General features: G+C 59.1%; 25 protein-coding genes and 1 pseudogene. 2 read left to right on the forward strand and 24 right to left on the reverse strand.

What is annotated here, in order from left to right:
- Positions 1-72 precede the first annotated feature (72 nt).
- From AC1MDT_RS14735 to AC1MDT_RS14835, 21 genes and pseudogenes are all read right to left on the reverse strand, one after another.
- A complete protein-coding gene (locus AC1MDT_RS14735; protein WP_480417857.1) occupies positions 73-1,002 on the reverse strand; it encodes a PfkB family carbohydrate kinase in 930 nt (309 codons plus the stop codon).
- Positions 995-2,449, reverse strand: coding sequence for a purine-cytosine permease family protein (locus AC1MDT_RS14740; RefSeq protein WP_480417858.1), 1,455 nt, complete (start codon positions 2,447-2,449; stop codon positions 995-997). The genes AC1MDT_RS14735 and AC1MDT_RS14740 overlap by 8 nt, the downstream gene beginning before the upstream one ends.
- A 179-nt stretch (positions 2,450-2,628) precedes the next feature.
- Positions 2,629-3,627, reverse strand: a complete 999-nt coding sequence (locus tag AC1MDT_RS14745) for an ADP-ribosylglycohydrolase family protein (RefSeq protein ID WP_480417859.1) — start codon at positions 3,625-3,627, stop codon at positions 2,629-2,631.
- Positions 3,624-4,337, reverse strand: a complete 714-nt coding sequence (locus tag AC1MDT_RS14750) for a GntR family transcriptional regulator (RefSeq protein WP_480417860.1) — start codon at positions 4,335-4,337, stop codon at positions 3,624-3,626. The genes AC1MDT_RS14745 and AC1MDT_RS14750 overlap by 4 nt, the downstream gene beginning before the upstream one ends.
- 191 nt (positions 4,338-4,528) lie before the next feature.
- A complete protein-coding gene (locus AC1MDT_RS14755) occupies positions 4,529-5,089 on the reverse strand; it encodes a DUF1285 domain-containing protein (protein ID WP_480417861.1) in 561 nt (186 codons plus the stop codon).
- Between the two features lie 16 nt (positions 5,090-5,105).
- Positions 5,106-5,714, reverse strand: coding sequence for a DUF4823 domain-containing protein (locus AC1MDT_RS14760; protein ID WP_480417862.1), 609 nt, complete (start codon positions 5,712-5,714; stop codon positions 5,106-5,108).
- 169 nt (positions 5,715-5,883) lie between these two features.
- Positions 5,884-6,852, reverse strand: coding sequence for a GTP 3',8-cyclase MoaA (locus AC1MDT_RS14765; protein WP_480417863.1), 969 nt, complete (start codon positions 6,850-6,852; stop codon positions 5,884-5,886).
- 139 nt (positions 6,853-6,991) lie between these two features.
- Positions 6,992-7,630, reverse strand: a complete 639-nt coding sequence (locus AC1MDT_RS14770; RefSeq protein ID WP_480417864.1) for a TetR/AcrR family transcriptional regulator — start codon at positions 7,628-7,630, stop codon at positions 6,992-6,994.
- A 342-nt stretch (positions 7,631-7,972) separates the two neighbouring features.
- Entirely contained in the window at positions 7,973-8,758 is a 786-nt protein-coding gene (locus AC1MDT_RS14775) for a TatD family hydrolase (protein ID WP_480417865.1), read from the reverse strand.
- A 14-nt stretch (positions 8,759-8,772) separates the two neighbouring features.
- Positions 8,773-8,863, reverse strand: a pseudogene (locus tag AC1MDT_RS14780) (PilZ domain-containing protein); the annotation flags it as partial.
- Between the two features lie 77 nt (positions 8,864-8,940).
- Positions 8,941-9,927 (reverse strand): DNA polymerase III subunit delta', encoded by a 987-nt coding sequence (locus AC1MDT_RS14785; RefSeq protein ID WP_480417866.1) that lies wholly within the window; start codon positions 9,925-9,927, stop codon positions 8,941-8,943.
- Complete coding sequence (gene tmk, locus AC1MDT_RS14790; RefSeq protein ID WP_480417867.1) at positions 9,920-10,552, reverse strand: dTMP kinase; 633 nt, start codon at positions 10,550-10,552, stop codon at positions 9,920-9,922. Before tmk ends, AC1MDT_RS14785 begins: the two co-directional genes overlap by 8 nt.
- 19 nt (positions 10,553-10,571) lie before the next feature.
- Entirely contained in the window at positions 10,572-11,786 is a 1,215-nt protein-coding gene (gene mltG / locus AC1MDT_RS14795) for an endolytic transglycosylase MltG (protein WP_480417868.1), read from the reverse strand.
- Positions 11,787-11,789: 3 nt separating this feature from the next.
- The gene (pabC, locus tag AC1MDT_RS14800) at positions 11,790-12,605 is read right to left on the reverse strand and encodes an aminodeoxychorismate lyase (RefSeq protein ID WP_480417869.1); all 816 of its coding nucleotides are present in this window, start codon (positions 12,603-12,605) and stop codon (positions 11,790-11,792) included.
- Entirely contained in the window at positions 12,605-13,849 is a 1,245-nt protein-coding gene (fabF, locus tag AC1MDT_RS14805) for a beta-ketoacyl-ACP synthase II (RefSeq protein WP_480417870.1), read from the reverse strand. The genes pabC and fabF overlap by 1 nt, the downstream gene beginning before the upstream one ends.
- 108 nt (positions 13,850-13,957) lie before the next feature.
- Complete coding sequence (gene acpP, locus AC1MDT_RS14810) at positions 13,958-14,194, reverse strand: acyl carrier protein (RefSeq protein WP_003442511.1); 237 nt, start codon at positions 14,192-14,194, stop codon at positions 13,958-13,960.
- A gap of 191 nt (positions 14,195-14,385) precedes the next feature.
- Positions 14,386-15,129, reverse strand: coding sequence for a 3-oxoacyl-ACP reductase FabG (fabG, locus tag AC1MDT_RS14815; protein WP_480417871.1), 744 nt, complete (start codon positions 15,127-15,129; stop codon positions 14,386-14,388).
- A gap of 16 nt (positions 15,130-15,145) precedes the next feature.
- Complete coding sequence (gene fabD, locus AC1MDT_RS14820; protein ID WP_480417872.1) at positions 15,146-16,084, reverse strand: ACP S-malonyltransferase; 939 nt, start codon at positions 16,082-16,084, stop codon at positions 15,146-15,148.
- A gap of 125 nt (positions 16,085-16,209) precedes the next feature.
- The gene (gene plsX / locus AC1MDT_RS14825; protein ID WP_480417873.1) at positions 16,210-17,220 is read right to left on the reverse strand and encodes a phosphate acyltransferase PlsX; all 1,011 of its coding nucleotides are present in this window, start codon (positions 17,218-17,220) and stop codon (positions 16,210-16,212) included.
- A gap of 4 nt (positions 17,221-17,224) precedes the next feature.
- Positions 17,225-17,407 (reverse strand): 50S ribosomal protein L32, encoded by a 183-nt coding sequence (gene rpmF, locus AC1MDT_RS14830; RefSeq protein ID WP_008152339.1) that lies wholly within the window; start codon positions 17,405-17,407, stop codon positions 17,225-17,227.
- Between the two features lie 13 nt (positions 17,408-17,420).
- Positions 17,421-17,948 (reverse strand): YceD family protein, encoded by a 528-nt coding sequence (locus tag AC1MDT_RS14835; protein WP_004371317.1) that lies wholly within the window; start codon positions 17,946-17,948, stop codon positions 17,421-17,423.
- 105 nt (positions 17,949-18,053) lie between these two features.
- Between AC1MDT_RS14835 and AC1MDT_RS14840 the strand changes: the two genes are divergently transcribed.
- Positions 18,054-18,632, forward strand: coding sequence for a Maf family protein (locus AC1MDT_RS14840; RefSeq protein ID WP_480417874.1), 579 nt, complete (start codon positions 18,054-18,056; stop codon positions 18,630-18,632).
- Between the two features lie 224 nt (positions 18,633-18,856).
- Here AC1MDT_RS14840 and AC1MDT_RS14845 read toward each other — a convergent pair whose 3' ends face one another.
- Genes AC1MDT_RS14845 through rluC form a run of 3 tightly spaced genes read right to left on the reverse strand, consistent with a single transcriptional unit; the run spans position 18,857 to position 21,482 of the window.
- On the reverse strand, positions 18,857-19,846 hold the full coding sequence (locus AC1MDT_RS14845) for a S49 family peptidase (RefSeq protein ID WP_480417875.1): 990 nt from the start codon (positions 19,844-19,846) through the stop codon (positions 18,857-18,859).
- Between the two features lie 21 nt (positions 19,847-19,867).
- The gene (locus tag AC1MDT_RS14850) at positions 19,868-20,533 is read right to left on the reverse strand and encodes an HAD-IA family hydrolase (protein WP_480417876.1); all 666 of its coding nucleotides are present in this window, start codon (positions 20,531-20,533) and stop codon (positions 19,868-19,870) included.
- On the reverse strand, positions 20,520-21,482 hold the full coding sequence (rluC, locus tag AC1MDT_RS14855) for a 23S rRNA pseudouridine(955/2504/2580) synthase RluC (RefSeq protein WP_480417877.1): 963 nt from the start codon (positions 21,480-21,482) through the stop codon (positions 20,520-20,522). The genes AC1MDT_RS14850 and rluC overlap by 14 nt, the downstream gene beginning before the upstream one ends.
- Positions 21,483-22,182: 700 nt before the next feature.
- On the opposite strand from rluC, the gene rne reads away from it, so the two are divergent.
- Positions 22,183-25,401, forward strand: coding sequence for a ribonuclease E (gene rne, locus AC1MDT_RS14860; RefSeq protein WP_480417878.1), 3,219 nt, complete (start codon positions 22,183-22,185; stop codon positions 25,399-25,401).
- Positions 25,402-25,545 lie beyond the last annotated feature (144 nt).

Genomic DNA, 25,545 nt, shown 5'->3' on the forward strand with positions numbered 1-25,545 from the left:
CTATACCAGCAGCCGATACCGCGACCAACATAGATCAACTGTGGGAGCGAGCTTGCTCGCGATAGCGGTCGTTCAGGCGCCGAACGTCTTGCTGACCAACGCATCCACCTCAGCAACCCCAGGCGAAGTCGCCGGCCCCCATCGAGTGACCGCGAGTGCCGCCGCCGCATTTGCCCGCCGTGCCGCTTCAAGCGCCGACAACCCTTGCGCCAGCCCGGCCACAAACACCCCGGAATGCGCATCCCCCGCGCCGTTGCTGTCTACTGCCTCAACCTTGAAACCGGGCACCTGCTGACGGTCACCACGCTGGTTGATCCAACACCCTTGCGGGCCGTCGCGAACCACCATCAATACGTCGGCGGGTAGATACTCGGTCAATCGATCCAATGCCTGGGCAATGTTCAACGCCCCGGTGAAACGTAGCGCCTCAACACTGTTGCTGGTCCACAGATCAATGCGCCGCGCCAATGCCTGGATCAACGGTGCATCCGGCGAATCGACCAATGGACCTGGATCGAACACCACGTTGATTGCCTTCGGCAAACCGATTACCCACTCCACCAGCGCCTGAGCCTTGCCGCCATGCAGCAGGCTGTAACCGCTGACGTAAACGTAGTCGCCCGCCTCGGGTGGCACACTCGCCAAATCCTCGGCAGTCAACTCGCCTTCGGCGCCGATGCAGGAAATAAAGGTGCGTTCAGCCGATGCATCGGTCACTGCCACGCACACGCCCGTATCCCGCTCAGCACGGTGAGCGATGCCGATCCGAATGCCTTCAGCCTTCATGGCCTCGCGCGCCAGATCACCGAAACGACCGGAGCCATGACGACCGAGGTAAACCACCGGCAACCCATTACGCCGGGCGGCAGCCATTACATTGAAGCCGCCGCCGGCTTCAAAACTGGCGGACTGCGCCAGCACATCGCCGCCCGGCTGAGGCAGTTTATCCACGGCCATGACCAGGTCGATCATGACCTGGCCGGTGTGCAGCATCTTAGGCATGAGCGCTCTCGACCAATGCGCAGCGACGATCCTTGGCGCCGCCGAGTACACAATAAATCCCACCGGCCACCAGGAACGTCACGATCCAGCCGAGGCCGTTATGCCCCAGCCAGGAGTCGGACAGGAACCCGCGGAACCAGACGGTTTGTTCAGTGGTGCCGATGGTGGTGAAACTGAAGCCCAACACGATCGCCACTGCCCACGCCCCCAATGCGCGCCACTCAATGCCACCGTGATACCAATAAGCACTGCTCGGGCTGACGTCCAGCAGATCCGTGGGGCTGAAGTAATGACGGTGAATCAAGTCCACGACGAAGATCCCGACCCACGCCGTGATCGGTACTGCCAGCAAGGAAATGAAGGTAATGAACGGACCATAGAAACTGTCGGCGATCAGCATGAAGTAAATCGAACCGGCAAAGATGGCGACGATATCAACCACCACCGCGTAAACGCGCTTGACCTTCAGACCCAGGGTCAACGTGGTCAATCCGGCGGAGTACACCGACAGGTTGTTCGACAGCAGCAATCCACCGAAGGCGGTGATCAGGTACGGCACGGCCATCCAGGTCGGGAGCATGTCGCGGATCGCGATGATCGGGTCGGTGGCGGAGGCCAGGTCGTTATTACCCACCGACAGCAATCCGCCGAGGGTGATCAGCAACACCAGTGGAATTCCCGCCCCGAATGCCGCCGACGCCACCAGGCGCGCTGCTTTGACGCTGCGGTGCTGATAACGTGACATGTCCGCACCGGCGTTGGCCCAGCCAATCCCGGTGCCAGCTGCCATCGTGCCGACGCCGATGATCATGGCGCTCAACGGTGCGGGCGTGGCGTTGAACACCGCACTCCAGTCGATGGTGGCGCAGAGAAAACCGCCGACCAGAAGGTTCAGTGCGCCGAACACGTAAGTGGCCCACTTCTGGATGACCAGTAACGTCGCATGCCCGAGGCCGGACACCGACAAGGTCAGTAACACGAAAATTGCGATGAAGATCAGGGTCAATACCGGTGCGCTTTTGGCTTCCACCGGCGAGCCAAACAGGATCGAGCACAGCGACAGCAATACGAACGCTGCGGTGGTGGTGTTGACGGTTTCCCAACCCAGACGCGACATCAGCGAGACCAGGGTTGGCGCGATATTACCGCGAACGCCGAAGATCGCTCGCGACAGGGTCAGGCTCGGCGCGCGACCACGACGACCGGCGATGGAGATGATCCCGACCACTGCGAAAGAGCCGGCAGCGCCAAGTATCGCGACGATGATCGCCTGCCAGATTGCCAAGCCGCGAAACGCAACCAGCGTGGCGCCCAGCGGCAGGCCGAGGATGGAAATGTTGGCCGCGAACCAGACCCAGAACAGTTGCAGTGGATGACCGCTGCACTCGGCCTCCGGCACCGGTTCGATGCCACGGGTTTCCAATTGCCCGGCGGTCGATGAATTCATGTGATGCTCCTGTTGCCATTTTTGTGGTTGTGGGCAAGGGCGGAAGTTGACCTGTGTTTTCCTTTGCGGGTGAAAAATTCAAGTACGCGGCGCGCCATTCGCGAGCACGCTCGCTCCCACAGGAACAGCATGTACCGGACCTTGTGGGAGCGAGCCTGCTCGCGAAGGCGCCAGTGCTGTCAACGCAACGCTAAAAGCCCTTGTACCAACGGCTCCAGTTCCAGACCGTTAACGAGTTTGACCTTGTCGATCATCGCCACCGGCCAGCTCTCCAGACCCAGGCAGGCCCCGAGCATAGCGCCGAGAATCGCCGCGATGGTGTCAGTGTCGCCACCTAAACCCGCAGCCATGCACAGCGCTTCGAAGGCGTTCATTTCGCCGATGGCCACTTGTTGGGCCAAAGCAAACGAGACGACGACCGATTCCTGGGAGGCCACCGACGTGCCGATAACGTCATACATCAGGTCCGCCAGCAATGCCTTGTCGCTGTCGACGCTAACGGACCGCGCCCAACTGATGCGCGAGGCGATGCGTCCACCCGCGACCCAGTGTCCATGGTTTTCAGCTTGCTGAGCGATTTGCTGACCGAGGTTCAACGCCTCGCCCAGGTCCATACCGTTGATGCCGGCCGAGACCACCGCCGCCACCGCCGCCGCACTGGATATACCCAGCGTGGTGTTGTGAGTGACCTGGCAGGCCTGCACCACGGCGTTGATGAAGCGTTCAGGATGGGCGATATCCGTCGCTATCCCGACCGGCGTGATGCGCATTGCCGCACCATTGGTGGTGCCGTAGCGTCCCGCTTCTTCCGGCGAATGACCGGCGAGAATCAGCTCGATCGCGCGCTTGGTCGAAGGGCCGAGCAAGTCTTGCGAGCCCTTGGCCTGCATCCCGGCTTCCCATTCGATCAGCCGTTGGGCGAGTACTGCCGGCTCGATCCGGCCCTGGCCGTCGATCAGTAACTGTGCGACCAGAATCGCCTGTTCGGTGTCGTCGGTGATCGAGCCTTTGGGCATGTTGGCCGCAATGGGTTGGTCCGGGCCGGCATCTTCCAGACCGCTGATCTCACCGAAGCGCGCCTTGATTTCGGCGCGACTCAGCGATTGCGTCGGCATGCCCAGCGCATCCCCCAGCGCCAGTCCGTAGAACGCGCCGAGGGCACGATTGAGCGCCGTCATTGTGAAGTGCCAAATTGCAGGTGCAGTCGGAAGTGCACAGGGTCGAGCAAGCTTTCGACCTGCTCCATGAAGCGGTTTTTTCGGTCGTAGGTGGTGCGCAAGGCTTTGAGAAATACCGTGCCGACCGGGCGACCGAGCAACTCGGCGTCTTCGGCGTTCAAGGGTTCTGCGCCGATCCATTGATCGCCGCGCTCACCGATGTAGCCGTAGGCGGCCAGGGTAATGGTCAGGGAATTGTCGATCAGACCGACACGCGGCAGGCTTTCCAGACCTCCGGTGGCGGGCATCAACGAGCGTTCGAGAGAGACCAGCGTGCCGTCGTTGGAGCGGCGGCGACGGTCAAGGGTGATGAACTGATCCGTGCCACAACGCGACAGCAGGTCAGGACGGGTGACCGCCTCCAGCCGCAGCACTTCGGTATTGATCAGCGCCCCAGTGTCGGCCAGCGCCTGAGCCCAACCGTTGCGCTGATCGAGCACCACGCCGTCGAACGTGACGATGGAGCCGACACCACTTTGGGTCGCGATGTAGTGACGCCGTTTCAGTTCGGCCAGGGCTTCACGTAGCGTGCCTCGGCTGACTTTGAATTCTTGAGCCAATTGATGCTCGCCCGGCAACAGAAAGCCATCCTCCATGAGGCCGCTTTCGATGCGCCGGATGAGCTCGTCGACCACCCGTTGTTTCTTGTCAAATCGTACCTGTCTAATCATGTACAACGTGATAACCGAAACGGGATGGGGCGAGCAAGGGGTATTTAAGGGATGTGACCGAAGGGGCGGGATCAAAGCCCCCTCCTGTGAGAGCGAGCCTGCTCGCGAAGAGGCCATAACATTCAACATCAATATTGTCTGTCACATCGCCTACGCGAGCAGGCTCGCTCCTACATTAGATTTGTGATCAATTACGGCTCAAGACCGATGGGGAAAAATTCGCCACTGCTCCACACGCCAAGCCAGCTTTGCCCGTCGATTTCACGGGTCACGGCCAGCTCCACCAGCTGATAGAACACGTTGCGATGAATAAGGGCTTCGAGGTTGGTGCGCACATGCACATAAGGTGCAGGTTCTTGCGTCACTGGATCGATCACCACGCGAATGGGGTGTTCGACGCCTGCTTCAGCTGTCTCGTCAACATTAGTGGTAAAGCACAAGCGTTGAGCTTCACCCTCGCCTTCAACGTCCACTGCAATCGCGACAAAGGGCGCATCGTCGACCTTGATACCGACTTTCTCGACCGGAGTGATCAGGAAGTAATCATCGCCGTCGCGGCGAATGATGGTGGAGAACAGCTTGACCATCGGCTTGCGTCCGATTGGCGTCCCCAGGTAGTACCAGGTGCCATCGCGGGCGATGCGCATGTCGATATCGCCGCAGAAGTCAGGGTTCCACAAGTGGACCGGCGGCAAGCCTTTGGTTTTGGGGATTTGCCCCAACAAGTCGATGGCTTTTTCCGGACCGCTCATGTTGTTCTCCTTTGAGTTATTGGTCGCTGAGCCCCAGCAGGCTGCGTGCGTACTGCGCCAGCGGCGGGCCCATAAGGTCTTCGGGCTTGGTGTTGTAGAACGTCAGTAAACCGCCACGACCCTTGATACGCGCAGTATCAATCAAATACTGGGTGTTGGTCTCGATCAAACTGATCTGAATCACGCCGCTGTCGATCCCGAAACGGTCCACGGCCTCCTGATCCATCCATTCGTCAAAGGTACCGATACGATCGTCGGACTTGGCGAAACGGGTATACAACAGATAATGGGCACCGGCGGCACGGGCTTCAGCCATGGCCTGGTCGAGACCTTCCGGCACTCGGGCGCGACGCACCATCGGAAAATATTCGACAAAGCCTTCGAAGGCGACTTCAGCGATCACGTTAGGTCGCGGATAGATGACACTGCCCGGCGGAACGAAAGCACCCTGGGCGATGTAGACGAACGAGTCCGGCTGGATACGAAGATTGTTTATGCGGCGACTGTCGCTGTGATCCAGCAGCCCTACGTCGCTCATCTGGTAGCGAGTTTCTTCAGCCATATCGCTGACATTCATGCAGCCACCAAGCGCCAAAATGGCCAGCAGCAAAACCAGGCTACGCATCCTACCCTCCAGAGGCCGGTGACGGAAAACCGGCGAATGGCCAAGGAATGCAGCTTCCGCGCCAGCTCAGGAAACATCAGCACACTATAGAACGCTTTCGCGAGCAGGCTCGCTCCCACAGGTTTTGCGCCAACCTTGTGGGAGCGAGCCTGCTCGCGATGAGGCCGGTTTAGCCGCCAATGATCTTCATGATGGTTGCGCCACCAGAGAACGCCACTTCCTGCTTGTCGCCCAAGGCTTTCACCAGAAGTCGTTGCAAGGCCGGCAGCGCCTGATGACGAGGTTTGTCCAACAGATCGCCGACATAGTGACGGTTGCTCGATGACAGGCAGCCATGCAGCCAGCCCGTGGACGACAGACGCAGCCGCGAACAGGTTCGGCAGAACGGCACGCTCTCGTTGGCGATCACGCCGAAATGGCCTTGGCCCGGAATCTCGTAGCGCACGGCCGTCGCGTCTACCGGCGCATCGGCTTGAAGGTACTCATGGCGCTCGCCAATCAGGCTTAGCAATTGCTGAAGGCTGACGAATTGCTGGAGAAAGGCATTGGAGTCGCTGGCCAGATGGCCCATGCGCATCAACTCGATGAAACGAAGCTCGTAGCCACGCTCCAGACAGTAATCGAGCAGCGGCATCACCTGATCGAGGTTCTGTCCGCGCAACGGGACCATGTTGACCTTGATCTTCAACCCCGCAGCGCTGGCCTGGTCCATGCCGTCGAGCACGGTTGCCAAGTCACCGCCGCGAGCAATGCTACGGAACGCGCTGGCATCCAGGGTATCGAGGGAAACATTGATGCGACGAATGCCGGCATTCAGGAGCAGGGGCAGTTTTTTCGCCAGCAACTGACCATTGGTGGTCAGGCTGATGTCCTGCAGACCCATCTGCCCGACGGCGGTCATAAAGGCTTCGAGCTTGGGGCTGACCAGCGGCTCGCCACCCGTAATACGCAGGCGCTCAATGCCGGCGGCTTCGATCAAATACGCCACACCGCGCGCCATGGCTTCGGCCGACAACTCATCCTGCGCAGCCACCAGTCGCTTGCCGTTGGGCACACAGTAGGTGCAAGCGTAATTGCAGGCTGAGGTCAGACTGATTCGCAAATTGCGAAAACGCCTGCCTTGACGGTCAACGATCATGGATCACTCCGGCAATGGGAAATTCGAACCCGCAAAACTTGACTCACAAATCAAGTTTTAGCAAGTCCTAAGCCTGAGTATATTCCTGCGGTCCCGCGTCATATAGCGAAAACATTGTGCAATCAGGCAACTGAATGACTCAGCTGCTCGGGGTGTCGGTATCGCGCTTGCGCTTGTTGCCCATGCGCACACCGATATCCATCAGGAACTGGAAGAAGCCTTCCTGATCTTCCAGCACATTGCTCCAGAACGGCGAGTGATACAGCGCGACGGCGCCATGCACCAGCGCCCAGGATGCGCAGTAATGAAAGTAAGGCGGCACGTCTTCGAGCTTGCCTTCACTGATGCGACCCTTGATCAGCAGGGTCAGGCGTTCGAAGTTAGAGGCGCGAATCTTGTGCAATTCCTCGACCATCTCCGGCACCTGGTTGCCCTTGACCACCTTTTCTTCCAGGCGATCGAACAACCGATAGCGTTGCGGGTCGCGCATGCGGAATTCGAAGTAGGCCCGGGACAGCGCTTCCTTGTCCTTGTCGACATCGGCCGAATGCAACAGCTCATTCAGATCGCTCTCGTAATCGAGCATCAGGCGCAGGTAGATCTCCGCCTTGGATTTGAAGTGCTTGTAGATTGTGCCTTTGCCGATCCCGACGGCATCAGCAATCATCTCGACGGTGACACTGTCTTCACCTTGGTCGAGGAACAGCTTGAGCGCGGTATCGAGAATTTCTTGCTCGCGGCGACGAAACTCACGGACCTTACGAGGTTCTTTATGCATAAGAAAAGGTCTGTAGGGGTCAAAATTCGAAGCCGCGTATTATGCCTAACTTGCGCAAAAATGCACGGATCATCCGACCATATATGTGTTTCGTGATGAATTCCGACAGAGTTCTCAATCGATGAGAACGCTTCCGAAGCGGTCGTATTCCAAAATTGTTTAAAAATCGGGGCCGGTAAACTGGACTCGGCGCAATACTGATCAATACTTGAACTGTCGGCGGGACATCTCCCCCAAGTGTTACGCCGATATTGGTACCAACGGACGGCGTACCATTGTTTTACTCCTAATGGTCTTAACCCGGATTCACCCCCCAGAACCCGGGTTTTTTTTGCCTGCGATTTAACCTTTCACATGCGCCAACGGGAACAGCCGCTTAAAATTTTCAGTCGTCTGCTCGGCAAATCGCTCGTAGGACTCACCTCGCAACATTGCCAGAAATTCCGCTACGTCGCGTACGTACTGTGGCAGGTTCGGCTTTCCGCGATGCGGGATCGGTGCAAGGTAGGGCGAATCGGTCTCCACCAACAGGCGATCAGCGGGCACTTTGCTGGCGACATCGCGCAGAGCATCGGCATTGCGAAAAGTGACAATCCCCGACAGGGAAATGTAATACCCCATATCCAGCGCAGCCTTGGCCATTTCCCAGTCTTCAGTGAAGCAATGCAGCACACCCGCCTGCGGCAGCGCAGCTTCGCGCAGGAGGCTCAATGTGTCGGCGCGGGCGCCACGGGTGTGGATGATCACCGGCTTGCCTGTCTGCTGCGCCGCTTGCAGGTGCAGGCGAAACGAGGCCTGCTGCAACTCCGCCGCTTGCGGCTCGTAGTGATAATCCAGGCCGGTTTCACCAATCGCCACCACCCGCGGATGATTGAGCTCCTGCAACAGCCAATCCAGTGCCGGCGCGGCACCCGGTTGCACATCCAGTGGATGCACGCCAACCGAGCAGTCGACGTCGTCGTAACGTTCGGCCAGGGCTTTGACGTCGGCGGCATTATCGACGCTGACACCGATGCACAGAAAGTGACCTACCCCGCGCTGGCGCGCCGCATCAAGAGCGGCGTCCAGGGAACCGTCGTGGGCGGCGAGATCGAGGCGATCGAGGTGACAATGGGAATCTACGAGCATAAAAGGGCTGCAACTTACATCGTATGAGTGGGACGGTCGGACTTCATGGCTCCGGCCAGATGGGTTTCGATTCGACTGCGCGCTGTTGTCGCCTTCGTTGAACTGCCGTGACGCGGCCCCGGATTGACGACTTCATTCATGCTGAACTCCACTGCTGACGCTCAGAGTCTAAGCCCAGGCGGTCACTTCTGGGTAGGTAATCCCGCCCACTGCACCAACAGCGCCTCCAGCAACAGCACCCGATTCAGGTTGGCCTTGCTCATGACTTTCTGGCGCTGGGCGAGGATCCAGTCCTGAATAGCCAGAACTTTGTCCTGACTGGTTTTCTGCGCCAGGTATTGAATCACCTTGCGCATGTCCGCCAGCCCCAACCCTTCTTCATCCTGAGTCAGCTGATAGCGCAGGATCAGGCTCGACCAGTCGCAGAACCAGTCGAACAACAGCAACAACGGAATCGCATTCCAGCCTTCAGCCAATTGAGTCGGCGATTGCTGCTGCTTGAGCAACTTCTTCACGCCATCGACCACCAGCGCACGCTGTTCGCGCACACCCTGGGCCTGCAAATTGACCGCAGCCAGTGGCGAACCGGCAGCCAGGGTCAACAATTCGATGCGCTCTTCTTCCGAACAGTCCGGCAAAGCCTTTGCCAACCACGCAAGACTCATGGCCTCGCTGGGCAGTGGGCAAGCCTGCTGCACGCAACGGCTCTTGATGGTCGGCAACAGTCGACTGGTCTGGTGGCTGACCAACAGCAAAACAGTATCGCCGGAAGGCTCTTCAAGGCTTTTGAGCAAGGCGTTGGCGGCGTTGATGTTCATCGACTCGACCGGCTCGATCAGCACCACTTTACGGCCGCCCATTTGCGAGGTCTGGACCACAAAGCTGACCAGATCGCGAACCTGATCGACCTTGATCGCCTTATCGGCCTCTTCCGGTTCCAGAATGTAATTATCGGGATGACTGCCGGCCTTCAGCAACAGACAGGATTTGCATTCGCCGCAGGCGTCCTGAGCGGTCGGACGCTGGCACAGCAAACTGGCCATCAGTCGCTCGGCCAACGCTCGCTTGCCAATCCCGGCCGGGCCGTGCAGCAGATAGGCATGAGCATGTTGCTTGCGGCCCGCCAACTGCTGCCAGAGGCTGTCCTGCCACGGATAGGCTTCAGCCACGAGTCAACTCCAGCAGACGCGGCAGCAAGGCATCCAGAGACTGCTGAACCTGCGCCAGCGATTGGGCGGCGTCGACCAGGACATAACGCGCAGGATCCGCTTCAGCGCGCTTGAGGAAGGCACTACGCACGGCATCGAAAAAGGTTCGTCCTTCGAGTTCGAAGCGGTCCAGCCGTCCGCGAGCACTCGCCCGGGCCAGCCCCACTTCCACCGGCAGGTCAAAGATCAACGTCAGGCCCGGGCGCAGATCGCCCTGGACGAATGTTTCCAGCGCCGCGATGCGCTCCAGCGACAAACCGCGGCCGCCGCCCTGATAGGCATAAGTCGAATCGGTAAAACGATCACACAACACCACCGCGCCACGTGCCAGTGCCGGGCGAATCACCTCGGCCAGATGCTGGGCTCGCGCGGCAAACACCAATAGCAACTCCGTGTCCGGATTCATGACTTCGTCGACCGGCGCCAACAGCACCTCGCGGATCCGCTCGGCCAACGGTGTACCACCCGGCTCGCGGGTCAGCACCACCTCGATACCGGCGGCGCGCAGGCGCTCGGCCAGGTACTCGCGGTTGGTGCTCTTGCCTGCGCCTTCCGGGCCTTCCAGGGTAATAAACAAGCCAGTCACAGGCAGTCCTTAGTCAGAGTCATTGCGGGCTTTGCGGCGCTGCCGCATCCGGTTCGGGCACGGGCGCAGGTGCAGGTGCAGGCACGGGTTCTTTCGGCACTACAGGTGGCAGTTCTTCGGGCGCAATGTCAGGCGAAGCCGCAGGAATCGATTCCTGAGCTTCCTGAGTTTCCTGAGCGCCCGGCGCCTCTGGCGCAGTCGCAGGCGCCGGACTGGAACGGTAATCGGCGCGACGCTTGAGCTGGAACTCACGCACGGCATTATTGTGTGCCTCCAGATCATCGGAGAACACGTGGCTGCCATCACCGCGAGCGACAAAGTAGAGGCTGTTGCCGGCGACCGGATTCAGCGCCGCATGAATGGCTTCACGGCCGACCATAGCAATCGGCGTCGGTGGCAAACCAGAAATCATGTAGGTGTTGTAAGGCGTCGCTTCCTTGAGGTGAGCACGGGTCAACTTGCCACTGTAGCGGTCACCGAGGCCATAGATCACCGTCGGATCGGTCTGCAGCAACATGCCAATCGCCATGCGCCGCACAAAGACACCAGCGATTTGTCCGCGCTCTTGTGGCACACCGGTTTCCTTTTCCACCAGCGACGCCATGATCAACGCTTGATACGGTTCAGTGTACGGCGCATCAGCGGCGCGCTGATCCCATTCCTTGGCAAGGACCTCGTCGAGGCGGTCGTAAGCTTTTTTCAGCAGATCGACGTCTGTCATGCCACGCACGAAGCGGTAGGTATCCGGGAAGAATCGCCCTTCCGGAAAGACTCCGGTGTGGCCCAGTTTGTCCATCACTTCGCTATCGCTCAAGCCGGTCAGCGTTTGCTCAAGCTTTTCATCCTTGGCCAGCGCGGCGCGCACCTGATGGAAATTCCAGCCCTCGACCAGGGTCAGGCTGTACTGAACCATTTCCCCACGCTTCCACAAGTCGATCAGGCTCTCGACGGTCATGCCGGGCTGCATGCGGTACTCGCCACTGTGCAACGGCTGCCTGCTCAGATTGAAGCGCCAATACACACGCAGCCAAAAAGCGTCCTTGATGACGCCTTTGGCTTCGAGTCGATAGAAGGTGCGGGTGGGTGTCGTGCCTTTGGGCACATCCAGCAGTTCTTCCTGGGTGATGTTCAGCGGCTGTTCCAGCGCTGAATGGATCTTCCAGGCGGAAGCGCCCAAGCACAGCCCCGCCAGGACCAATCCGGTTTCCAGCAGCAGCAAGAATTTACGTCTCACGTATCAAGCATCCAGTAGCGCGCGGGCAATGATTTGGAGTTTACGGGTGAGCGGCCCAACCGGCCAGCTCAGTGCTGCATACGCGCGCACAGGCCAGACGCCATACACGCTGTTGCAGACAAAGACTTCATCAGCCCATTGCAGCTGTTCGAGGGTGATGTCGGTAATTTGCGTGGCAATCCCCAAGGACTCGGCTTGGAACAATAATTCAGCACGCATCACGCCCGCCACACCGCAGCGTTTGAGATCGGCGGTGATCAACACACCATCGCGCACCAGGAACAGATTACTGAACACACCTTCGATCACGCGCCCGGCCTGATCGAGCATCAAGCCTTCGGCGTGCTCGGTGTCTTGCCATTCGGAACGGGCAATCACTTGCTCAAGCCGATTGAGGTGCTTGAGGCCGGCCAGTAGTGGTTGCCTGGAAAGTCGTGTCGCACACGGAAACAGACGAACGCCCTGCTCCGCGTGAATAACAGGATAAGCGGCAGGAGGATTGCCCTGCAGAATGCGGCGCGCTTGCGCCGAGGGATCGGGCGCGTAACCGCGCAGGCTGTCGCCGCGCGTGACGATGAGCTTGAGCACACCCTCACCCAACGCAACGGCATAGGCCTGCAGTTCACTGCGGATCAACTCGTGATCGGCAGTGATAGCCAGCCGCGAGCAGCCATCTGCCAGACGCGACAGATGCCGGTCCAGCAATAGCGGCTGCCCGCCACGCACGGCAATGGTCTCGAACAGACCGTCGCCATAAGCCAGGCCGCGATCTTTCAGCGACAAAGCGTCAGCCGGCTGACCGTCGACCCAGCTGTCCATCAGTCAGCGAACCGACGGAACACCAGCGAGCCGTTGGTGCCACCAAAACCGAAGGAGTTGGACAGCACCACATCGATATCCATGTTGCGCGCAGTGTGCGGCACGAAATCGAGATCGCAGCCTTCGTCCGGCTCATCGAGGTTAATGGTCGGTGGCGCCACCTGGCTGTTGATCGCCAGCACACTGAAGATCGCTTCGACCGCGCCCGCCGCACCTAACAGGTGGCCGGTCATGGATTTGGTCGAACTGACCGCCAGTTTGTAAGCGTGATCACCGAATACCGACTTGATTGCACAGGCTTCCGCAAGATCGCCGGCCGACGTCGAAGTGCCGTGGGCGTTGACGTACTGAACCTGATCACCATTGATCTTCGCATCGCGCAGGGCATTGGTGATGCAGCGTGCAGCACCGGCGCCATCGGCGGGCGGCGACGTCATGTGGTAGGCGTCGCCACTGGTGCCGAAGCCGATCAGCTCCGCGTAGATGGTCGCGCCGCGAGCCTTGGCGTGCTCCAGCTCTTCAAGAACCAGTGCGCCGGAACCATCGGACAACACAAAGCCATCACGGCCCTTGTCCCAGGGACGGCTGGCGCGGGTTGGCTCGTCGTTACGGGTCGACAGTGCGCGGGAGGCACCGAAGCCGCCCATGCCGAGGCCGCACGCGGCCATCTCGGCACCGCCGGCAATCATCACGTCGGCTTCGTCGTACATGATGTTGCGCGCCGCCATGCCAATGCAGTGCGTACCGGTGGTACACGCGGTGGCGATGGCGTAGTTAGGTCCCTGTACACCCAAGTGGATGGACAGAAAACCGGAAATCATATTGATGATCGAGCCAGGCACGAAAAACGGAGAAATCCGTCGTGGGCCGGAATCATGCAGGGTGCGGCTGGTTTCTTCGATATTGGTCAATCCGCCAATACCCGAACCTATGGCCACGCCGATGCGCTCACGGTTGGCGTCGGTGACTTCCAGACCGGAGTTACGCACCGCTTGAAAACCTGCGGCCAGACCGTACTGAATGAACAGGTCAAGCTTGCGAGCTTCCTTGAGCGACAGGTATTCCTCGACATTGAAGCCCTTTACCGAGCCGCCAAAACGGGTGGAATAGGCAGAAAGGTCGGTGTGTTCGATCAGACCAATGCCACTGCGGCCAGCCAGAATGCCCTGCCAACTGCTCGGCACATCCGTGCCCAGTGGCGACAACATACCCATACCGGTGACTACGACGCGTCTACGCGACACAGCACTCTCCTTTTTCAAATGACGACTTTGCATCAGGCCTAAAGAAAAAACCGCACGCCGTGATGGCAGTGCGGTTTTTCCATGACAGCAAGCAACGATTACAAGCTATTAAGCCTGGTGGTTAGTAACGTAATCGATTGCGGCTTGTACAGTAGTGATCTTCTCAGCTTCTTCGTCAGGGATTTCGGTCTCGAATTCCTCTTCCAGAGCCATCACCAGCTCAACGGTGTCAAGGGAGTCGGCACCCAGGTCTTCAACGAAGGAAGCAGTGTTGACCACTTCTTCTTCTTTAACGCCCAGTTGCTCAGCAACGATTTTCTTGACGCGCTCTTCGATGGTGCTCATACCTTGTTTTCACTCCTAATGGACAAATTCAGGCAGCTGGCCAGTGGGTAAGTGTATAGAAAGCCTTTTCAGTTTTTCAACTGAAAGCTTCACTCCTCAAACCCCGTAGCCCCCTGCCTATAAATAGATTGCAGCTTTATAACGGATTTTAGACAGCTCGTATGACATTTTTTTGAAGCAATCCGTCACATTTAACTCATGTACATCCCGCCGTTCACCGGGATTGTAGCCCCAGTAACGTAAGCCGCACCGTCGGATGCAAGAAAAGCGACCACAGATGCGATCTCTTGTGCTTGCCCCAGACGGCCCAGCGGAATTTGCGCCTGCAAGGCTTCACGCTGTGCTTCGGGCAGTTCACGGGTCATATCGGTGTCGATGAACCCTGGGGCCACCGAGTTTACCGTAATCGAACGCGAACCGACTTCACGCGCCAGTGCACGACTGAAACCTTCCAGACCGGCCTTGGCGGCAGCGTAGTTTACTTGGCCTGCGTTGCCCATGGCACCCACAACCGAGCCAATACTGATAATTCGTCCCCAACGGGCTTTGGTCATACCGCGCAAAACGCCCTTTGACAGGCGGAACAGACTGTTCAGGTTGGTATCGACAACGTCATGCCACTCGTCGTCTTTCATGCGCATCATCAAGTTATCGCGGGTGATACCGGCATTGTTGACCAGGATCGCCGGCGCACCGAACTGCTCCTGAATGCTCACCAGAACGGTCGCCACGGACTCGTCGCTGGTGACATTGAGTTCCAGGCCAGTGCCTTGAATACCGTTTTCTTTCAGGGTAGCGGCGATGCGCTCGGCACCCGAGGCGGACGTCGCAGTGCCGATGACGATGGCACCCTGACGACCCAGTTCCAGGGCGATAGCCTGGCCGATACCGCGGCTCGCACCGGTGACCAGTGCAACTTTACCTTGCAGACTCATGCAAGCTTCTCCTGATTCAGACCAGCACTGCACGGGCGGCAGCGAACGCGTCTGGGGTATTGAGGTTAGATGTCGACACGCCTTCGGCGCAACGCTTGTTCAGACCGGCCAGCACTTTGCCCGGGCCGCACTCTACCAATTGGGTCGCGCCCTTGGCGGCCAGCGCCTGGACCGACTCAACCCAGCGCACAGGCTTGTAGAGCTGCTCAAGCAGATCGCGCTTGAGGGTTTCCAGATCGGCCGGCACGTTGGCGCTAACGTTTTGTACCACAGGAATCTGCGGAATTTGCCAGTCAATCGCAGCAATCGATTCGGCGAAACGCTCAGCCGCCGGACGCATCAGTTCGCAATGGGACGGCACACTGACCGGCAATGGCATGGCGCGTTTGGCACCACGCGCCTTGCAGCCTTCAATGGCGCGCTCGACCGCAGCCTTGGCACCGGCGATGACCACTTGGCCAGGGGAGTTGAAGTTGACGGCGCTGACTACTTCGCCTTGCGCCGCTTCGGCGCAGGCCGCCAGCACGTCGGCATCGTCCAGCCCGAGGATAGCGGCCATGCCGCCCTGCCCGGCCGGAACGGCTTCTTGCATCAGCTGACCGCGACGCTCAACCAGCTTCACTGCGTCGCCCAGACTCAGGCTGCCCGCCGCGACAAGGGCGCTGTATTCGCCCAGGCTGTGACCGGCAACGTAAGCCGGACGCGCACCGCCTTCGGCCAGCCACAGACGCCACAAAGCGATCGAAGCGGTCAGAATGGCCGGCTGGGTTTTATCAGTTTGATTGAGTTGCTCTTCCGGCCCTTGCTGGGTCAGTGCCCACAGGTCGTAACCCAGAGCATCGGAAGCTTCTTTGAATGTTTCGAGGACAACCGGATGTTGCGCGCCCAACTCGGCCAGCATGCCGAGGGACTGCGAACCCTGTCCTGGAAAGACGAATGCGAGGGAAGCAGACATGTAACAAGCCCCTAATGATCTTGTCGTCGGAGAATTGACGTCCCGCCTGAGGGACGCAAGAAACTGACAGTTGGATGGCCAATTGAATTGAGCGGTCACATTTAAGCATTGTCCGACGAAAACGCCTAAAGCAACAAATCCTCCAGACGACCGTGAATCCGTTCCGGCAGGTTTTCCTGTATCTCGATCAACGCTCGCGAGATCGCACTCTGAAACCCTTGAACCCCCGCTGAACCATGGCTTTTCACCACAATCCCCTGCAACCCAAGGAAACTTGCGCCGTTGTGCCGCGCAGGCGCCAGATCGGCTTGCAGACGCTTCATCAGCGGTAACGCCAGCGCGCCGACCATTCGCGACGCTACACTTTTCTTGAACAACGCTTCTATGCGCCCGGCAATCATGGTCGCCAGGCCTTCGCTGGACTTGAGCAGAATATTGCCAACAAAACCGTCACACACCACCACATCTGCCTCGCCACGGTACAGACCGTCACCTTCGACAAAACCGATGTAGTTGATGCCACGGGCAGCCTGCAACAACGTGGCCGCCAGCTTGACCTGCTGATTGCCCTTGATGTCTTCGGTGCCGATGTTCAGCAGCGCCACGCGCGGACGCACGATGCCGAGGGTTTCTGCCGCCACCGAGCCCATCACCGCAAATTGCAACAAATGCTCGGCACTGCAATCGACGTTGGCGCCCAGATCAAGTAATTGGCAGTAGCCCTTCTGCGTCGGAATCGCCGCCACCATCGCCGGCCTGTCAATGCCCGGCAAGGTCTTGAGCACAAACCGCGACAGCGCCATCAATGCACCGGTATTGCCGGCACTGACGCAGGCCTGGACTTTGCCATCACGCAGCAACTCAAGCGCCACGCGCATCGACGAATCAGGCTTGCCACGCAAGGCCTGGGCAGGCTTTTCGTCCATGGTGATCACTTCGGACGCCGGCGTAATCGACAGGCGCGAGCGATCCACAGCCGATTGGCCGCTGAGCAATTCTTCAAGAAGAGAGGGTTGACCGACGAGGGTCAGGTGCAGCGAGGGTGTAGCAGACAGACAAGCAAGGCTGGCCTGAACAATGCTGCGGGGACCGAAGTCCCCGCCCATTGCGTCAATCGCGATGACTTGAGCAGACAAGTGATTACTCGTCAGCGCCCTTGTCGATCACTTTACGGCCACGGTATACGCCTTCTGGCGATACGTGGTGACGCAGGTGAATTTCACCGGTGGTTTTTTCTACAGACAGAGTGCTTGCCGTCAGGGCGTCGTGCGAACGACGCATGTCACGGGCAGAGCGGGATTTTTTGTTCTGCTGAACAGCCATAATTGATTAACTCCTAAACGTTTGGGTCACGCTTTAACTGCGCCAATACACTGAACGGGTTGGACCGCGTTACCTCGTCCTCGCTCGGTTCGGGCTCATCGAGACCCGCCGGCTGCTGGCATTCTTCCGGATGATGAGCAGGCACAATGGGCAAGGCGAGCAGAAGCTCCTCCTCGATCAGTGACTGCAGATCCAAAGGATCTTCGCCCAGTTCCAGCACGTCATAACCTTTCGGCAACGACTGGGTATTCGCACCCTCCTTCACCACAGCATAACTGCATTCGCTGTGGATCGGCAGGGTGACCAGCTCAAGACAACGCTGGCAAACCATTTTGACCTCGGTGTCGATAAAACTGTGGATTACCACAGACTTACGTTCATCTCGTTCAAAAACGAATTTAGCCTGCACCGTACCGACAGTATCGGAAAGCGGGTCGCAGAGTCTCTCCAAATCGGCCAGCAGCAGTTCACCTTGAAGGGTGGTGCCACGATCAGCCAATTTGCGCGGGTCAACGTGAGGTGGAATCGGGTCATTCAACATAGGCGCAGCATTATAGGGATGCCCCCAGCCATGTCAAAGGAAATTCAGCCCTGTCCGTCACTTGGAAGCCTCGCTAGAATTCGCGCCTGCCTTTTGGAGATGCACATGCTGCCTTTATTACTCGCTTCAAGCTCGGTCTATCGCCGGGAATTGCTGGCCCGCCTGCAGCTGCCGTTCACGTGCAGCTCGCCGGATATCGACGAAAGCCATCGCCCGGACGAACCAGCCATCGAGCTGGTAAAGCGCCTCGCCGAAGAAAAAGCACGCGCACTCGCCGGCACACATTCCGCTCATCTTATCATCGGCTCCGACCAGGTCGCGGTACTCGGCGAGCAGATTCTCGGCAAACCCCACACCTTCGAAAAGGCCCGAGAACAATTGCTGGCGTCCAGCGGCGCCAGCGTGACCTTCCTGACCGGCCTGGCGCTGCTCAACAGCCAGACCGGACACTGCCAGGTCGACTGTGTGCCCTTTACCGTACACATGCGCACACTCGACGCGGCCCGCATCGACCGCTATCTGCGCGCCGAACAGCCCTACGACTGCGCTGGCAGCTTCAAAGCCGAAAGCTTGGGGGTGAGCCTGTTTCAACGCACCGAAGGCCCTGACGCTACCAGCCTGATCGGCCTGCCGCTAATCCGCCTGATCGACATGCTGCTGGCTGAAGGCGTGCAAATCCCCTGAGCACCCTTGTAGCAGCTGGCGAAGCCTGCGCCCCCCTGTAGGAGCGAGCTTGCTCGCGAAGGACGTTAACGATAACGCGTTCTTCCTGATCAAACGCGCTGCTCTCCAGTCCTTCGCGAGCAAGCTCGCTCCTACAGGGGGCGCAGGCTTCGCCAGCGGCTACAGAGACCGCGCAGACATAAAAAAACCGGCCACATAGGCCGGTTTTTTATGTAGCCAGAGAATCAGCGCAGCGACGGACCGTGAAAACCCATCCACATTGCCAATTGCTCCGCCACACTGGCGCCGAGCTTTTTCGAAAAGCGATCAAACGGCGATTCCTGAACGGTGAAATCCACCAACTCTTTCTCACCAATCACATCGCGAGCGACTGAACTGGCATTCCCCAAGCCATCGATCAAACCCAGCGGCAACGCCTGCTCACCATTCCAGACCAACCCGGAGAACAGCTCCGGATGCTCCTTATCCTTGAGGCGGTCGCCACGACCCTGCTTGACGCTGTTGATGAACTGCTGATGAGTGGTATCGAGGACACCCTGCCAGAACTGGGTTTCGTCAGGCTTTTGCGGCTGGAACGGATCGAGGAACGACTTGTGCTCGCCAGAGGTGTAGGTGCGACGTTCGACGCCCAGTTTCTCCATGGTGCCGACAAATCCGTAACCGGCGGCCGTCACGCCAATGGAACCCACCAGGCTCGCTTTGTCGGCATAGATCTGGTCCGCAGCACTGGCAATGTAGTAAGCACCGGAGGCACCCAGGTCCGAGATCACCGCGTACACTTTGGTATCCGGATGCAGGCCACGCAGGCGGCGGATCTCGTCATAGACGTAACCCGACTGCACCGGACTGCCGCCAGGGCTGTTGATCCGCAGGATGATACCCTTGACCTTCTCATCCTCGAAGGCCGCGCGCAGACTGCCGACGATATTGTCAGCGCTGGCTGGCTCCTTATCGGCGATCATCCCCGTCACATCGATCAGCGCGGTGTAGTTGGCACTGCGGGTCGCGGCTTTCTCCATGTCCATCAACGGCGTGAACAGAATCAGCGCGCCAAGCAGGTACGCAAACGTCAGCAACTTGAAAAAAATCCCCCAGCGACGGGACCGGCGCTGCTCCTGCACGCTAGCCAGCAAGGTCTTTTCCAGCAGTTCCCAGCTTTTCTCGTCACCGCTCTGCGCGCTCGCCTTGGCGGGCGCTTTCCATTCGTCGGTCATGACACTTACCCCAGCAAAAATCTAATTAGCCCGCTGACCCAGCCAGGCATGCAATTCTGAAAAACGATCAATGACCAAAGCAGGCTCGAACAGTTTCAACGCTTCGATCGATTGAGCGCCGTAACTGACCGCTACCGAATCCATACCGGCGTTGCGCGCCATCTGCAGGTCGAACGACGAGTCGCCGACCATCAGCGCTTGCTCCGGGCGAACCCCGCAATGCGCGAGGATTTGCTCAAGCATCAACGGATGGGGCTTGCTCGCGGTTTCGTCGGCCGCACGGGTAATGTCGAAATAATCTTCCCAGCCGTGGGATTTCAGCACCCGATCCAGCCCCCGGCGGGCTTTGCCGGTCGCAACCGCCAGGTGATAACCCTCGGCACGGAAAGCGTGCATCGACTCCACCACGCCTTCGAACAATGGCGAAGGTACGGCTTCCGAGGCAATGTAATGATCGGCATAGTACTCACGGAACGCGATCAGCCCGGCATCGCTTATCTCGGGATACAAGGTGCGGATCGCTTCCGGCAAGCCCAGACCGATGATGCCTTTGACGGCGAAATCATCGCGCAACTGAAAACCGGAACGCTCGGACGCAACGTGCATCGCCTCGACAATCCGACCAATGGAGTCAGCGAGAGTGCCGTCCCAATCGAAAATCAGCAGCTTGTAATCAGAGGGGTGCACTCAGGCGCTCCACGGTTTTAGCCCACATCTCATCGACCGGAGCCTGCAACTTCAACTCACTGCCATCCGGCAGCGGCACGGTCAGCATGTAGGCGTGCAAGAACAGACGCTTGCCGCCCAGGTCACGAATTTCCTTACTGAAATCTTCATCGCCGTACTTGGTATCGCCAGCGATGCAATGCCCTGCATGCAGGGTGTGGACGCGAATCTGGTGAGTCCGGCCGGTGATCGGCTTGGCCTCGATCATGGTCGCAAAGTCGCCAAAGCGACGCAGCACCTTGAATACGGTCACAGACTCCTTGCCCTCCTCCTCGTCGACCTCGACCATGCGCTCGCCGGAGCGCAGATTACTCTTGCCCAGTGACGCACGGACTTGCTTGATCGAGGCCGCCCAGTTACCGCGGACCAGCGCCATATAGCGTTTATCGACGCCATCGCCGCGCAATGCCGTATGCAAGTGACGCAACATGCTGCGCTTTTTGGCGATCATCAACAGGCCGGAGGTATCACGGTCGAGACGGTGAACCAGTTCGAGCTCCTTGCAATCCGGACGCAACTGACGAAAGGCTTCGATCACGCCATAGGTCAAGCCACTGCCACCATGAACCGCAATGCCGCAAGGCTTGTTGATCACGATCAGCGCCTTGTCTTCGAAGACAATCGAGGCTTCGAGTCGCTGCAGCAGGCCTTGGGCCAGCGGCACCGGCTCGTCGCGCTCAGGCACGCGAACCGGCGGCACGCGCACGATATCGCCCGCCTGCAGCTTGTATTCGGGCTTGATCCGACCTTTGTTCACCCGCACTTCGCCTTTACGCAAAATGCGGTAAATCAAGGTCTTGGGCACGCCTTTGAGCCGAGCGAGAAGGAAGTTATCAATACGTTGGCCGGCATATTCCGGCGAGACCTCCAGCAGTTGTACGGCTGGGGTCGAAGGGGTTGTAGTCGTCATGGTGCGGATGATAACAATTTTTTATGGAATTGAAGCACTTAATCATTGCTGCTATAGTCGCGAACGCCGCCAAAAGCGGCCTGGACAGCGGACCAACGGTCAAAAACCGGCCCTGACCAACGCAATTCACCAGGACGCGAGGCCGTCCTACGGGGCTTTCGCTACGTAACGGTGGAGTTTGCGGGTGTAACGAGCGCAGGTGACATGAGGCCTGAAGCATGCCGTAAAGCAGAGTTTTCACTCGCCTTGCGAGCAAATATTCACGGCCAGTTCACAAAGTGCAGTCAGCTGCAAACGACCCCGAGCGAACGCTTCGGAAACTACGCCTAAATTAGCCATGATGCGTGACCTCCCCTTTCGGAGCTCACGGTAAATGCCAACCCGCTGCGGATTCTGCGCGCGGCAGCACCCGAATTATCAGGGATACGTGTAGGGTGGAGATGCACAACCGCTGGACTGTGTAGCAATAGGCTTTATCAAGACGCTTCATCTCGTCCACAGCCGCTGGTTGATTCCTCCTCCTGACTGAGTGCTTAAGTAGCCACAGCAAGCAGGACGCGTACGTCGCGACGCCGGCCCAATTGGTCGGGGTTCGCTAGACACTGGAGTGTCCAACCACTCCTGACGCACCTGACACCGACCGTGAGAAGTCGTGTGTGCCGAACGCCGTTTCCGGCAGCCCGGAAACCGACGGTACTACATGAAAAGAATGCTGATTAACGCAACTCAACCCGAAGAGTTGCGCGTTGCGCTGGTAGATGGCCAACGCCTCTACGACCTGGACATCGAATCCGGTGCACGCGAGCAGAAAAAGGCCAACATCTATAAAGGCCGGATTACTCGCATCGAACCAAGCCTTGAGGCTGCCTTTGTCGATTTCGGCTCTGAGCGCCATGGCTTCCTGCCCCTCAAAGAAATCTCCCGCGAATACTTCAAGAAAGCCCCTGAAGGCCGCGTCAACATCAAGGACGTCCTGAGCGAAGGCCAGGAAGTCATCGTTCAGGTCGAAAAAGAAGAACGTGGCAACAAGGGCGCAGCCCTGACCACGTTCATCAGCCTGGCCGGTCGTTACCTGGTTCTGATGCCGAACAACCCGCGTGCCGGCGGTATCTCCCGTCGCATCGAAGGTGAAGAGCGCAACGAACTGCGTGAAGCCCTGAACGGCCTGGTTGCTCCAGCCGACATGGGTCTGATCGTTCGTACTGCCGGCCTGGGCCGCAGCAGCGAAGAAATGCAGTGGGACCTCGATTACCTGCTGCAACTCTGGACCGCCATCAAAGAAGCTTCGCTGGATCGCTCCGCGCCTTTCCTGATCTATCAGGAAAGCAACGTGATCATCCGTGCTATCCGCGATTACCTGCGCCAGGACATCGGCGAAGTGCTGATCGACAGCGTGGAAGCCCAGGACGAAGCCCTGACCTTCATCCGCCAGGTGATGCCGCAGTACGCCAGCAAGATCAAGTTGTACGAAGACAGCGTTCCGCTGTTCAACCGTTTCCAGATCGAAAGCCAGATCGAGACCGCTTTCCAGCGTGTCGTTGAACTGCCTTCCGGCGGCTCCATCGTTATCGATCCGACCGAAGCCCTGGTGTCCATCGACATCAACTCGGCGCGCGCCACCAAAGGCAGCGACATCGAAGAAACCGCCCTGCAGACCAACCTTGAAGCCGCCGAAGAAATCGCCCGTCAGTTGCGCTTGCGCGACATCGGCGGCCTGATCGTCATCGACTTCATCGACATGACCCCTGCCAAGAACCAGCGCGCCGTGGAAGAGAAAGTCCGCGAATGCCTGGAAGCCGACCGCGCTCGCGTGCAAGTCGGTCGCATCTCGCGCTTCGGCCTGCTGGAAATGTCCCGTCAGCGCCTGCGTCCATCCCTGGGCGAAAGCAGCGGCATCGTTTGCCCTCGTTGCAACGGCACCGGCATCATTCGTGATGTTGAATCGCTGTCGCTGGCAATCCTGCGCCTGATCGAAGAAGAAGCCCTGAAAGACCGCACCGCCGAAGTTCGCGCACAAGTGCCGATTCCGGTTGCAGCTTTCCTGCTGAACGAAAAACGCAACTCGATCACCAAGATCGAACTGCGCACCCGTGCCCGCATCGTCATTCTGCCGAACGATCACCTCGAAACGCCGCACTTCGAAGTTCAGCGTCTGCGCGATGACAGCCCGGAAGCCAGCATCAACCAGTCCAGCTACGAAATCGCTGCTGCCGCTGCTGAAGTTGAAGAAGTGCAACCCGCAGCTGCGACCCGCACCCTGGTTCGCCAGGAAGCCGCGGTCAAGACTGCGCCGGCCCGCGCCAACGCTCCGGTGCCAACCGAAGTCGTCGCCGCCGCTCCTGTTGTCGTACCCGTTGCCGCGCCTGAGCCAAGCCTGTTCAAAGGTCTGGTGAAAACGCTGGTCAGCCTGTTCGCGAGCAAAGAAGAGCCTGTTGCTCCGGTTGTGGTTGAAAAACCGGCTGCCGAGCGTCCTGCCCGCAACGAGGAGCGTCGCAACGGCCGTCAACAGAGCCGCAACCGTAACGGTCGCCGCGATGAAGAGCGCAAGCCTCGCGAAGAACGTGCACCGCGTGAAGAACGTGCCCCCCGTGAAGAACGCGCACCACGTGAGCCACGCGAAGTCCGCGAAGAAACGCCAGCAGTAGTAGCCCGCGAAGAACGCGCTCCACGTGAAGAACGTGCACCACGCGCTCCTCGTGAAGAACGTGCACCGCGCGCTCCTCGCGAAGATCGCAAGCCACGTGGCGATCGTGAAGAGCGTCCGGTTCGTGAACTGCGCGAGCCTCTGGATGCCGCTCCGGCCGCTGCTGCTATCGCTGAAGAGCGTCCAGCTCGCCAGCCACGTGAAGAACGTGCTCCACGCCCACCGCGTGAAGAACGTCAACCTCGTGCCGAGCAAGCCGTTGCCGCTGTTGCCGAAGAAGAACTGCTGACCAACGAAGAGCAACTGCAGGAAGACGGTCAGGATGGCGCCGAAGGCGATCGTCCACGCCGCCGCTCCCGTGGCCAGCGTCGTCGCAGCAACCGTCGCGAGCGTCAACGCGATGCCAATGGCAATGTGATCGAAGGTTCGGAAGAATCCGAGTCCGCCGAAGGCAACGAAACGGCCGAAACCAGCGCCGTGCCAAGCGCTGCCGATCTGGCCGCCGGCCTGGCGGTTACCGCAGCCGTTGCCAGCACCGTGATCAGCGCTCCAGCCGAAGCACAAGCCAACGAGCAAGCCGAACGCGCCACTGCCGCTACGCTGGAAACTGCTCCAGTTGAAGCGCCAGTCGTTGAAGCGACCACTCCGGTTGAAGTCACCGCGGCTCCGGAAATCGAAGTGGCGCCGGTTCGCCAGGCACAGCCTGAAGTCGAAGCTGCCGCTGAACCTGCCGTCATCGTCGAAGCGCCTGCAGTGGTTGCAGAAACGGTCGCTGAAACCGTGACTGAAACGGTTCGTGAAGTTCGCGAAGAGCAAACCGCGTTCAATTGGGTTGCTGAGCCAGCTGTTGCCGAAAAGCCAGCTCCAGCGCCAATTGCTGAGAGCGAGACGACTGAAGCCATGGTTTCCGAGCCAGTAGTGGCTGCCGCCGAACCTGCCCCGGTTGAAGCGCCGGTTGTCGCTGAAGTCGCTGAGCCGCAAGTCGAAGTCGCTGCTGTCAGCGCCCTGACGTCTAGTGGCCGTGCGCCGAACGATCCGCGTGAAGTGCGTCGCCGCAAGCGTGAAGAAGAGCGCCTGCAGAAGGAAGCTGAACTGGCTGCCGCTGCTGCTCCGGTTGTTGCTGAAGTCGCCGAGGCTGCTCCTGCCCCGGCTGCTGAAGTCGCCGCCGAGCCAGTTGAATCCGTGATCGACGAAGCACCGCGCTCCGTTCAGGAAGCGGTAGAGAAACACGAGCAAGCCCTGGAAAAAGAGCACGAGCCTAAACCACTCGCCTGATTCCATCGGCCACTAAAAAGCCCCGCCTGGTGATCCAGGCGGGGCTTTTTTATGTCTGCGGACATCAATGCGCCCCTTGTGGGAGCGAGCTTGCTCGCGATGACGGTTTAACATTCGAAATTGAGGCAAGCTGATCCACTGCTA

Source organism: Pseudomonas sp. ASL7 (assembly GCF_056680375.1).